We start from the raw sequence: 12471 nt of genomic DNA, 5'->3' as shown, positions 1-12471 counted from the left end.
TTTCAAAGAGCAATTTGTTTGCGCCGCTCAGAAGCGACTTTAATAATTTAACACGTTACAGCATCGAATGTCAACAGCTTTTTTTAATTTCTTTTTACAAGATTTAAAATGTTGTTAACCTGTTCGCGACTGTTTCTATATACTATCACCGCCAATCCCCAGAGTCAACATGTTTAAACATTGTAAAAAATGGTAAATTTAATGTTTTTTTAAACACACATTTATTTTCTTAATACCCTACAACAAATCTCTACATATAAAAACAGCCTCCCAATACTGGGAGGCTGTCAGGACTGCTTCTTATTTAGAGATCTTGATGATGTTTTCTTCCTTCAAGTCTACATCGCCTTGCTTATTAATAACGATGCTTTCACCTGCAGCTAGGTTCGTGAAGACAATCGGAGTCATGATTGAAGTCGCGTGTTCCTTGATGTAATCAAGATCGACTTTCAATAACGGCTGTCCTTTTTTCACTGTATCATTTTCTGAAACAAGCGTTTCGAAGCCTTGCCCCTTCAAATTCACTGTATCAATACCTACGTGGATAATGATTTCTCGTCCTGCATCAGAAAGAATGCCAATCGCGTGCTTTGTAGGGAATAGGTTAACGATTTTACCGTCAACCGGTGAAACGATTGTGCCTTCAGATGGAACGATCGCAAAACCGTCACCCATCATTTTTCCTGAGAATACAGCATCTGGCACTTCAGTGATTGGCTTGATTTCACCTTTAATAGGAGAAACGATTACTTCTGCATCTCCATCATGATGCGTTTGCAATGCTTCTGGATTTACTTCTTCAATTTGCTGTTCAACCTCTTTAGCTTGAACTGTTTCAACTGGGCGAGGCTTTTTGCCACTCATGATATCTTTCATTTGACCCTTGATTGTTTCAGAACGAGGTCCAAAGATTGCCTGGATATTGTTGCCCACTTCAAGGACACCAGCAGCTCCAAGCTTTTTCAAACGGTCTTTGTCTACATCCTTGATGTCATTTACAGATACACGAAGGCGAGTGATACAAGCATCAAGGTGAGCGATATTTTCCTGTCCGCCCATTGCTTTTAGTACTTCGTATGGAAGATCTCCGGCATTACCCTTTGCTCCACCTTCTTCCTCTTCTTCTTCAACCGCTTCACGCCCAGGAGTCATCAGGTTGAACTTGCGGATCGCAAAACGGAATCCGAAATAGTAAATCACTGCAAATACTAAACCAACTGGAATGACTAACCAAGCATGAGTCTGCGGATTGATCAAACCAAACAGAATGTAGTCAATCAGACCACCTGAGAATGTCATACCGATTTTTACATCTAATAGATGCATCACCATGAAAGATAGACCGGCAAAAATAGCATGTACACCAAATAGTACTGGCGCAACGAATAAGAATGAGAATTCTAGCGGTTCTGTAATACCTGTTAGGAAAGAAGTCAAAGCAGCAGATACCATCAAACCGCCGACAACAACTTTTCTTTCAGGACGTGCTTCGTGATAAATAGCCAATGCAGCAGCTGGAAGACCGAACATCATGAACGGGAATTTACCAGTCATGAATGTACCAGCAGAAAGGTTTTGCACGTTATCTGCGATTTCAGCCATGAAGATACGCTGGTCACCGCGTACAACTTCTCCAGCCTGAGTCGTATACTGACCAAACTCATACCAGAATGGTGAATAGAAAATATGGTGCAATCCGAATGGAATCAATGAACGCTCTACAACACCGAAAATGAATGCTGATAGAGTCAGGTTTGCGTGAACCATGTTTTGCGAGAATGCGTTAAGGCCATTTTGGATCGGAGGCCAGATAACCATCATCACCAACCCAAGCAGGATTGCTGTTCCTGCAGTGATAATTGGAACAAATCGCTTACCAGCAAAGAAACCAAGATAAGATGGCAATTCGATTTCATAGAACTTATTGTAAAGTCCTGCAGCAACGATACCCACGATGATACCGCCGAACACTCCAGTCTGAAGGGTCGGGACACCAAGAATACTTGCGTAGTTTAATCCGTTAACTTTTTCTGGGGTGATACCTAAAACTGTACCCATTGTTACGTTCATGATCAGGTAACCGATAATCGCTGCCAGACCGGCAACTCCCTCACCGCCTGCCAAACCAACAGCTACACCAACTGCAAACAAGAGCGGCAAGTTTCCGAAGACGATATCTCCGGCTTTTTGCATGACAGCCGCAACCATATCGACGCCGCTGTTATCTAAAAATGGAGCAAGCTCCAACAATGCAGGGTTTCTTAGAGCCGCACCAAGAGCAAGCAGGATACCTGCAGCTGGCAATAGTGCAACTGGAAGCATAAGCGCTTTCCCTACTTTTTGCAGAACACCAAAAGCTTTCTTAAACATAGGAAGACCTCCTGTAATTTTTTACTCCTAAAGCGGTTACAAACATTAAAAAAACAAATAAAAAAGGCATGAGAAAGACGTAACCTGAAAAGAGCATACGGATATATTACCCATAAAACTCGTTTTCAATTACATTCTTTACTCATGCCTGATCGAATCAGTAACACGTAAAAAATAAGAACCTATTTATTTAACTTTTTTCTGAAGCCTTTGCAAATGCATCGTCAGATACACGGCTTCAGCATCGTATACTTGTTTTTTTAAGGTCTGTTGCATCACTTTAATGAGTTTCCATGAAAGATTGTAGCACACCGGGTATTCTTCTTTCAAGAGGGCAGCAAATTTTTCCGGTTCATCGACCTTTTCGCCACTATTGACCCTTTCAATGGCAAATCTCAGATGACGCACGAGCCTAGTGTAATCGATTCCTTCTTTATCGATCTCTATATCTAAATTGTCTTCAATCATTTGTACCAATTTTGTCACAAGCTGTGAGTGTATGTTTACATCAGAAAGATTGCGATTCATGACTGCACTATGGATATGCAAGGCAATAAAGCCTGTTTCTCCAACCGGTAGTTCAATACCCGATTTATCTTTGAGCAGCTGCACCACTTCTTTGGCTATTTCAAATTCAGTCGGATACAGCGTCTTCGTTTCCACTAAAAATGGATTTTTAAATTCAAGGCCTGTTGCCATTCGGCTGGCAGCAAACATCAAATGGTCTGTAAGAGCAACATGGATGTGCTCGTTCAGTGTACTTGAAGTACGCTTTTTTATTAATTCAATAGAAGAAATGATCGCTTCATGCAAGTCATTTTCTACAAATGGCAGGAGCTTAATGTAATTGGCCTGTTCTTTTTCATCCTTTAGGACAAACATCTTTTCCGCTTGACCTTCTTCTATTAGATCTCCCTTTTTCCGGTTGAAGCCGATTCCTTTCCCAATCAGGATAACTTCGCCGAATGTTGGGTGGTCAGCAATCATGACATTATTGTTTAACCCTTTTTTCACTTCAATTTTATTCATGTTGCATCCCCGTTTCAGCTAGTCTTACCGAATATCGTATAAAAGGTAAAAATAGAAGTCAATCCACAGAGCTTTGAATTCGAAATTTAATTAATGGTAATTGTACAAAAAAAGAGCCCAGCAGTAATCTGCTGAACCCACAATGTTATTCAGTTAAAAACACAAAGTATAGAACAAAGATGATGAAGAAAATATACATGATTGGGTGAATGTCTTTTCTGCGCCCTTTTACCATCATCGTGATCGGATAAAAGATGAATCCTGCTGCGATACCCGTTGCAATACTGTATGAAAGCGGCATTGTAATCATTGTCAAGAATGATGGAACCGCAATTTCAAAGCGGGACCATTCGATTTTACCAAGTGATGAGACCATGAGTACACCAACAATGATCAATGCAGGTGCAGTTACTGGTGCTGTCACCACTGATAAAACCGGAAAGAAGAACAATGCCAGCAGGAAGAATCCTGCTGTTACAAGGGAAGCAAAACCGCTTCGTGCTCCAGAAGCAACCCCTGCTGATGATTCAATATAAGAAGTCGTTGTTGATGTTCCAAGAATAGATCCGACAATCGATGCGATAGAATCCGCGAAAAGTGCACGGCCAGCGCGCGGCAGTTTGTTGTCTTTCATCAATCCTGCCTGGTTCGCTACAGCAACCAGTGTCCCTGCGTTGTCAAAGAAGTCTACAAACAGGAAGGTCAAAATGATGCCGACCATTGTCGCCGTATAGAACGATGGATCACCAAAGGCTGTAAATACAGCTCCGAATGTAGGTGCGATGCTTGGTACAGCACCAACCACTTGTTCCGGCTTATCAATCAAGTTGAAAATCATACCAACAATGACCGTTACGATCATTCCGAAAAATACTGCTCCATTGATCCCTCTAGTCATCATAATGACTGTGATCAGCAAGCCGAAGATTGCAAGCAATGTATTTCCGTTTGTTAAATCCCCTAAACCTACTAATGTCGCTGGATTGTCAACGATGATTCCAGCATTTTTCAATCCGATAAAAGTAATGAATAATCCAATACCAGCACCAACCGCGTGTTTCAGTTCAACCGGGATGGCGTTGATGATTTTTTCTCGAAGACCTGAAATCGTCAGTAACAGGAAGAATACTCCGGAAATGAACACGGCTGCAAGTGCGTGCTGCCATGGAGCTCCGCTTCCAAGAACAACTGTGTAAGCAAAGAATGCATTTAAGCCCATACCAGGTGCAAGTGCGATCGGGTATTTACCGATCAGGCCCATAATAATCGATCCAAGCGCAGCAGCAAGTGCGGTTGCCACGAATACTGCACCGTAATCCATTCTCAATGCATCCGGAAGGTCTTTTACATCCGCCAGAGTCAACGTGATTGGATTGACAATCAAAATATAAGCCATTGCAAGGAATGTTGTCATACCGCCCATGAACTCACGGCGATAATTCGTGCCTAGCTTTTCAAATTCGAAATACTTCTTCATCTCTTTTCCCCCTGAACGATTTAATCGGGAAATATAGCCAAAAAGAAAACGCCACGGATACCGAGGCGTTGACTGCAGGCAATTAGATAAAAACAGGGCAGGAAAAAAGATAAGAGCAATTGCACCCCTGTTTTAATTCACCTCGTAGTCAAGCCATTTACGGTAGCTCGGTAGAAACTTTTGGGCCATATCCCCAATATTATACGACGAATTTTGACAAATTATTAAGTTCTGCTTTATTCTAACAGGACTTTTTGCCCAAGTCAATATAAAAAACGAACATTTTCATGTCCGTTTTTAAAATCGTTCGTATTTTATTCCCACTCAATCGTTGCAGGCGGCTTGCTTGTAATATCATAAACGACGCGATTGATATGGTTTACTTCGTTGACGATTCTCGTAGAAATGATTTCGAGAACATCCCACGGGATTCTTGCCCAGTCAGATGTCATGCCATCAATAGAAGTAACCGCACGGATGCCGATCGTGTAATCGTACGTCCTCGCATCGCCCATAACGCCGACACTGCGGATGTCAGGCAGCACAGTGAAGTATTGCCAGATGTCCCGGTCAAGGCCCGCTTTCTTGATTTCATCACGGAGAATCTGATCGGATTCCCGAACAATCTCAAGCTTTTCTTCAGAAATCGCACCAAGGACACGGATTCCAAGTCCAGGACCCGGGAATGGCTGGCGCCAGACGACTTCATCAGGGATTCCAAGCTCAGTGCCTAACGCTCTTACCTCATCCTTGAATAATGTGTTCAAAGGTTCGATCAGTTTGAACTGCATATCTTCAGGCAGCCCGCCGACATTGTGGTGAGACTTGATGGTCTGTGCAGTCGCAGTTCCGCTTTCGATAATATCGGTATATAACGTTCCTTGTGCCAAAAACTCGATTCCCTGAAGTTTTGTAGCCTCATCGTCAAATACATAAATAAACTCATTGCCGATAATTTTCCGCTTTTGCTCGGGGTCAGAAACTCCCTCAAGCTTGCTTAAGAAGCGTTCTTTCGCATCGACTTTAATGACATTCATATTGAAGCCTTCAGCAAAAGTCTGCATAACACCTTCCGCTTCGCCTTTTCGCAATAAACCATGGTCAACGAAGATACATGTCAGCTGATCTCCGATTGCTTTATGGATAAGGACTGCTACAACAGAAGAATCCACTCCGCCGCTCAATGCGCAAAGAACTTTTTTGTCACCAACCAGCTGGCGGATTTTCTCCATCTCAATTTCAATGAAGTTTTCCATTGACCAGTCGCCCGTGCATTCACATACTTTGAAAACAAAGTTTTTCAACAGATCATTACCATACACAGAGTGACGCACCTCAGGATGGAATTGTACCGCATAAAGCTTGCGGCTTTCGTCGCTCATTGCCGCAATCGGGCAGGATGGATTGATTCCGTCTACACTGAAACCAGGCGGTGACATCGTAACAAGGTCACCATGGCTCATCCAGACAATTTGCTCTTCAGGTGTGCCTTTGAATAAAGCATTCTGGTTATGCAAAGTCAGCAGCGCTTTACCGTACTCCCTGTTCTTGGCCTTTTCAACTTTACCGCCGAAATGCATTGTCATCAGTTGCATTCCGTAGCAAATCCCAAGGATTGGCAAGCCCAGTTCAAAAATTTCCTCGTCGCAGCGGAATGCCCCTTCATCATAAACGCTGTTCGGGCCGCCTGAGAAAATAATCCCCTTCGGATTCATTTTCTTGATCTCTTCTGCAGTGATTGTGTGTGGGTGAAGTTCACTGTAAACGCCAAATTCCCTGATCCTTCTTGTGATCAATTGGTTATACTGGCTGCCAAAATCTAATACAACAATCATTTCCTGGTCTTGCAGCTCGTTTTTCATAAAGTCACCTCGTTAAATTTTAGGCTCTGTTAAACACGGCTGTTGATTTTCGTCCCAGGCGCTTCACTTTCCGCGGGGCTGGCGTTGAGCCCGCAGGAGTTTACGCGCCTTCCACTACAATCATCAGGGTTTAGAAACCATCATTCCGCTTTAACAGAACCGAATTTTAATATTTCCTCGCTCGTTGACGCCGCTTTTTCCTATTGAACGTGACGGCAGAATACTGGTTTTATGTAATATTTATAGCCTATCCAATTTCCGCCGCATTAAAAAAGCCAGAATTCTCCCTTTCAAAAAAATGAAAGCAGAATTCCAGCCCTGGACGAACGAAAAGAATCTGCCTTCATAGTCAAATCATTTACGGTGATTTGGTAGATACTTTCGAACCTTATTATCGAGGATATATGAAGGATTATTCTATATATTTTCAAACATTGTACCAGTATAATAATTTAACGGTCAAGCACTAGCTTTTTTTATCAAGAATTCCCAGTGTGTTTTCGCTTCCTCCCACACGCCATCATCCGCGCTGCCTCTATAGAGATATTCTTCATATATGGTTGTCAGCCTTCTCATCTCTTTCGATGAGAAAAATTGATCCACATAAATCGCATATTCTCTCAACGTCTCGCCCTTCTCCCTTTTCAATCCATAGCGATCGAGCTGCTTCAACAAAGCCAAATAAGCCTTTTCCAAGTATTTATCATCCTTTTTGTACTTATAGAGAAGGATGTAAAAACTTGGCATCCATTTTGCACGAAGCTTATAAAGAATAGCTGAAAGGAGAGCAAACACCAGCAGAGTTAACAAGATTTTCTTCATGTTTGTCTTCAGGATGGTTCCCGCTTTTTTCAATCCATCTGAAAAAGAGTTCTTTGGCTGGTTGGACTTTGCCAGCTCTTCCGGAGTTTCAGGCTTCTTGGGAGCCTCAGGTGTCTTATCTTCTTCAGTATCTTGATCAGTTTGAGATTGTGTGTCTTTCTTTTCATATTCAAACTGGACACTATTTGAAAAACCTTGTGTCGGTTCAAATGGGAGCCAGCCAACACCAGGGAAGTAGACTTCTACCCAGGAGTGGGCATTGTTATTTGTTACCTCATAAACCCTGCGTCCATCCTCCAGCGTATCTTTGTATTCCCCTTCTGTATAACCTTTTACCCAACGGGAAGGGATTCCAAGTGTACGCATCATGACAACCATCGAAGTGGAAAAATTATCGCAATAACCACGCTGCGTTTCAAACAGGAACTGGTCAACATAATCCTGATTCTCTTCAGGGACCGCCACTCTGCTCTGGTCATAGACGAATTCATTGGAACGGAAGTATTTTTCAACCGCTTTTGCTTTATCAAGCCATGCTTCTTCATTCTTGGTAATATCCATTGCAAGTTCTTTCACCCTTGCTGGCAAACCATCCGGGACCTGAGTATACTTTGACATGAATGCCGAGCTCTCATAGTCAGCTGAAGGAAATCCGTTAGAACCTGCAGCTTTAAGTTTTTCCATCATATAAATGGGGTTGTCGAACGTAACGGAATATGGCCCAATTGAACCTGCTGTACCATCCGTGACGGAAAGGATTTTTTCCGTTACAGGGTCAAGGCTGAACTCAATTACCCTATTCCCAACTGGAGCATCCACTTGTTTAGCCCCAAGCGGGTATACAATATGCGGGTAGCCTATCTTAGGAATGACCTTGCTTGTACGCTGCTCTGTTTTCACCCCAGCTTCAAACGGCTGCAGTGGTACGTCTTGCTGCGGATAAAAACTGATTGGCATTTCTGTCCCTGGCTCCACTACCCAGCCTTTCCCCGTATAAATATCTTTTGTCTCGATTCTCCAGTAATGCCGGCCATCCGATTCCGCTTCAAAAACAACCCGGTCGTCACCGATAAATGGTCCCCCAAGGGCGGAATCATCCGTTCCATACCCCACTTTCTTTACGGTGCTGCTGCCACTGTCTTCGTTATAAGAGGTGATGAACGGTACGGGGTCTGGCCAGATTGGATCTGCCTTTGGCGCAGTAAAGCCTATACCCACACTCAAAGCAATCATGACGACAAGCGGCACCATCCATTTTTTCACACTGTCGAGATTTTTCTTTACTAATTCCTTGTCCACGATACGGTAATAGGCCAGCATTCCCATCACGGCAAAACCCGAGATGACCGTCCTGACAATTGCCGCATCCGCTTCATAAGGTGTGAACGTATCAAGTACCGTAATATAGATCATTGTCATGAAAAAGAAGACAAAGATTTGCTTCCGGTTGATCAGCCAGTATTGAATTAAATACGACATCAGCCAAAGCAGGATAAAGAACAAGATCGTCCTAAAAACATTTGTTAACGCATCCCACTCTGTACCCAACACGAATCCTGCATTCGCCTGGACTTCCTTAATCAGCTCGCCGAACCAGCCTGCACTGAAAAATGTTCCTTCGTAATACATGAAATGGACGGAGTACAGGATAAAAATCATTTTTATTAAAGCAGACGGAATAACCGGCATCGCGAAATAGGACATCATCAATGAGATAAAGATGAATGCGAGAAAGACACTTAAATGGCCGGTGTCTGTCAGTTCCTTTAATGGCCGCAGCCACTCCCACAGCAGCAGGAAGCTGAAAAGGTACAATAAAAAGACGGTAATATCTTTTTTTGGTTTATCCATCGTCATCCTCTGTTCACCTCCGAGAAGGCTTCTGAAAATTGACCGTCGTGGACCATGACCAGCCTTATTCCCCGTGCATATGCAGTTGACCTTAGATTGATTTCTGTTTTAGTTGGGGATTCCTGGGCATTCTTAATCAGATAAATGCTGACCGAGCCATTTCTTTGATTGTAAAAAGCTGCTTTTTCAATCAGTTCCTTGGTCAGCTGGGCAGTAATCAGCATGATTGAATTATTTTGCTGCGCCAGAAATGTCTCAGCCTCCAGCACCCGGTCAAATGGAACCGGACTTTCATCCGTGATTTTCGCCAGATGGTACAGAAGCTGCTGTTGCTGGATCTCCCCGCCGCGAATCGGAAACACGGTTCGCTCTGCACTTGAAGTCAGCAGGCCGACCTGTGCACCTTTTCGTAAAATCGCCCTGATCACAGAGGCTGTAAAAGAAACCACGACTTCAAAGCGCTGCTCAGGAGCACTATCCATCAGGATCGAAACATCATGAGACTGCCTCTGTTCGAATTCCTTTGTCATAATATCGTTCCGTCTTGCGGTAGCCTTCCAGTTGATCCAGGAAAAACGGTCTCCAGGCTGATACTCCCTGACACCGATTGCCATCGATGTATCACGCTGCACCCGTTCCTTCGATGCTGTCATTCCCTGGTCAAAATGGTGGGCAACCGGACGGTAAACCATTTCCTGATAGGCCGGATAGACAAGAATCCTGCTTTCCACTGGCAGGCTCTTTTCTTTTTCAATCAAGCCAAGCGGATCCCCTGTTTTCAGCTTGATGGCTGTTAAAATATGCTCCCCGCGCGGAAGGTTTTCAATTGAATAGTCAAAACTGAAAACACGGTTGAACCCCGGAAAGAGCATCGTTTTCGCTTTTCGCAAATCTTGGCTGCCGGCAAGCGACTCCCCTGCCTGTTCTTCAGCAATCGCATAAAACAGCGGGAATGGAAAATTCCTTTCAAGGACAATGCTTGCCTTAAACTTTTCGCCAGCATTGTAATCTTGTTTTGTATAGACTCTTTCCGCCCTGATTTCTTTCAATGAGTATAAAGCAAGTCCTAGAGCATAAAGGCCGAACGGCAGAAAGCTGTAGAAAAGGAACCAGCTGACAAAGCCGCCCTGGAACATCGCGTAGGAGAACGTAATAATGATCAAAAACAGTAATACGATGAGCTTCCAAATTTCTTTGAACTTTTGGAAAAAATTCTTCATATTACTTCACAAGCCTTTGCACCGGCACAGGCACTCTCGCTAACACTCTGTTCACGACATCCTCAGCCGTAATCCCTTCGAATCTGGCTTCGGACTTCAGGATGATCCTATGAGCAAAAACATACGGCGCCAGATATTGGACATCATCTGGAATGACATAGTCCCTGCCATAAATAAACGCATACGCCTGGGCTGCCTTCATAAGCGCGATCGATCCACGAGGGCTTGCACCAAGATAGACACTCGCATGGCCGCGGGTCCGGCTCGCAAGTTCAACAATGTAACGCTTGATCGAGTCTTCGACAAATACTTCTTTAATATCATTCTGCAAATCACGAAGGTCCTCAAGTGTCACCACAGGCTGCAGGTCTTCAATCGGAAGGTTGCGCTGCGCCCGATTCAGAACCTCCATTTCTTCATCCAATGCAGGATAGCCCATCTTCATTTTTAATAGGAAACGGTCTAGCTGCGCTTCAGGCAGCGGGTAAGTCCCTTCATAATCAATCGGATTTTGCGTCGCCATAACAAAGAATGGCTTCTCAAGCCTATGTGTTACGCCATCAACCGTCACACTCTGCTCTTCCATTCCTTCCAAAAGAGCCGACTGTGTCTTAGGTGATGTTCTATTAATTTCATCCGCCAGAATAATATTGCCCATAATGGGGCCTGGCCTGAACTGAAATTCCATTTCCTTTGGATTGTAAATCGATACACCGGTCACATCTGAAGGCAGTAAGTCTGGTGTGAACTGGATTCTTCGGAACTGGGCGCTTACAGATTTCGCAAGTGCACGCACCATCATTGTTTTCCCGACTCCTGGCACATCCTCAAGCAGCACATGTCCGCCGGCTAGTAATGCGATCAAGCTCAATTCAGCAACATTTCTTTTACCAGTCATGACCTTGTCTATGTTTTCTAAAATTCTCTCAACAGTCGGATTCATTTGATCCCTCACTGGATTTTCCTCCCCCATCTATCAAACTTCTCTTTATCTATCTGCATAGGAATTATTACGCTAATATGTTTATATTCGCTATTTTCTGTAAAAACCCTGTAATATTCTGTATGAAAATTTTTTTGCCATGGGAAGACATTGCTTCTGTGGTAAGGGTATATTCTCCCTCTCACTAAGATTAGATGACGGTTCCGGGAAATAAAAAAAACGATTTCCAATATGGAAACCGCAATCCGAAAATGCAATCTTATAGTTCAATCATCTGTCCCTGTAAAAAGTGTCCCTCCACTTACCCTGCTTTAGGGATCGCGCCCATTCCTTCCAGAATAATTCTCGCATCCATATTCAAATACGCTGCGATATCATTACGTAAAAACAACAGAGAATGATCACGGATGATTACCTTCAGGCCTCTCAGGTCAAATTTTGACGCATAGCTATTCACCGCATTGATGACCGATATATCCTGTCTCGTCAGCGGCTTATGGCCAGCTTCGATTCTTTTCGTTAAAAACTCAAGCAAATCCCTGGCATTCGTCTTTAAATGATTTCTATTTTCAGTCAGGATTTCAATATTTTCTTCCATATACAACCTAGCAGCAGCAAAGTCGAGCTCTTCGACACTGGTGTTGATTTTCGCAATCAGATCCAAAACATGCATTGCTTCTCCTCCTGATGTATATACTCTGCTTTGCTTTTATATCGGTCAGGATTACAACCTCTCAACTTGGTTTGTAAAAATTAGTAAATAAGACTTATGATGTATACGGTTTGCTATTAGCAATCTACTCCAAAAGACACCGCTTGGAGCAATTCAATTGGTTGTATGTTCTTTCCGACGACAACTCTTCGAGGTTTTTACGAGCTGAGTTGTTCTCGTACCCC

At 43.4% G+C, this 12471-nt stretch carries 8 protein-coding genes and 2 riboswitches; all 8 genes read right to left on the bottom strand.

Annotated elements, in window-relative coordinates; translation table 11 throughout:
* Positions 1-300: 300 nt before the first annotated feature.
* Positions 301-2370, bottom strand: coding sequence for a glucose-specific PTS transporter subunit IIBC (gene ptsG / locus V7201_RS20175; protein ID WP_335378564.1), 2070 nt, complete (start codon positions 2368-2370; stop codon positions 301-303).
* A 186-nt stretch (positions 2371-2556) separates the two neighbouring features.
* The gene (gene glcT / locus V7201_RS20170) at positions 2557-3399 is read right to left on the bottom strand and encodes a glucose PTS transporter transcription antiterminator GlcT (RefSeq protein ID WP_335378563.1); all 843 of its coding nucleotides are present in this window, start codon (positions 3397-3399) and stop codon (positions 2557-2559) included.
* Between the two features lie 145 nt (positions 3400-3544).
* Positions 3545-4876, bottom strand: coding sequence for an NCS2 family permease (locus tag V7201_RS20165; RefSeq protein ID WP_335378562.1), 1332 nt, complete (start codon positions 4874-4876; stop codon positions 3545-3547).
* Between the two features lie 125 nt (positions 4877-5001).
* Positions 5002-5103: riboswitch (purine riboswitch) on the bottom strand.
* 87 nt (positions 5104-5190) lie between these two features.
* Positions 5191-6738: a glutamine-hydrolyzing GMP synthase gene (gene guaA, locus V7201_RS20160; protein WP_335378561.1), complete on the bottom strand. Its 1548-nt coding sequence runs from the start codon at positions 6736-6738 to the stop codon at positions 5191-5193.
* Between the two features lie 326 nt (positions 6739-7064).
* Positions 7065-7166, bottom strand: a riboswitch (purine riboswitch).
* 31 nt (positions 7167-7197) lie between these two features.
* Positions 7198-9411, bottom strand: a complete 2214-nt coding sequence (locus V7201_RS20155) for a transglutaminase TgpA family protein (RefSeq protein ID WP_335378560.1) — start codon at positions 9409-9411, stop codon at positions 7198-7200.
* Between the two features lie 2 nt (positions 9412-9413).
* Entirely contained in the window at positions 9414-10631 is a 1218-nt protein-coding gene (locus V7201_RS20150) for a DUF58 domain-containing protein (protein WP_335378559.1), read from the bottom strand.
* Position 10632: 1 nt separating this feature from the next.
* A complete protein-coding gene (locus V7201_RS20145) occupies positions 10633-11574 on the bottom strand; it encodes an AAA family ATPase (RefSeq protein ID WP_335378565.1) in 942 nt (313 codons plus the stop codon).
* Between the two features lie 301 nt (positions 11575-11875).
* Positions 11876-12247 (bottom strand): hypothetical protein, encoded by a 372-nt coding sequence (locus V7201_RS20140; RefSeq protein WP_335378558.1) that lies wholly within the window; start codon positions 12245-12247, stop codon positions 11876-11878.
* Positions 12248-12471: the final 224 nt, after the last annotated feature.

It is taken from the genome of Bacillus sp. JJ1122, from assembly GCF_036964885.1.
GTDB lineage: Bacteria > Bacillota > Bacilli > Bacillales > Cytobacillaceae > Mesobacillus.
Note: the sequence above shows the minus strand (reverse complement) of the source record. Positions and strands in the feature narration are given on the sequence as shown.

Excerpts from the sequence above, each read along its gene's own strand:
- V7201_RS20150 (WP_335378559.1), bottom strand. The coding sequence starts at position 10,631 with ATGAAGAATTTTTTCCAAAAGTTCAAAGAAATTTGGAAGCTCATCGTA.
- V7201_RS20145 (WP_335378565.1), bottom strand. The coding sequence starts at position 11,574 with ATGAATCCGACTGTTGAGAGAATTTTAGAAAACATAGACAAGGTCATG.
- glcT (WP_335378563.1), bottom strand. The coding sequence starts at position 3,399 with ATGAATAAAATTGAAGTGAAAAAAGGGTTAAACAATAATGTCATGATT.
- ptsG (WP_335378564.1), bottom strand. The coding sequence starts at position 2,370 with ATGTTTAAGAAAGCTTTTGGTGTTCTGCAAAAAGTAGGGAAAGCGCTT.
- V7201_RS20155 (WP_335378560.1), bottom strand. The coding sequence starts at position 9,411 with ATGGATAAACCAAAAAAAGATATTACCGTCTTTTTATTGTACCTTTTC.
- V7201_RS20165 (WP_335378562.1), bottom strand. The coding sequence starts at position 4,876 with ATGAAGAAGTATTTCGAATTTGAAAAGCTAGGCACGAATTATCGCCGT.
- guaA (WP_335378561.1), bottom strand. The coding sequence starts at position 6,738 with ATGAAAAACGAGCTGCAAGACCAGGAAATGATTGTTGTATTAGATTTT.
- V7201_RS20140 (WP_335378558.1), bottom strand. The coding sequence starts at position 12,247 with ATGCATGTTTTGGATCTGATTGCGAAAATCAACACCAGTGTCGAAGAG.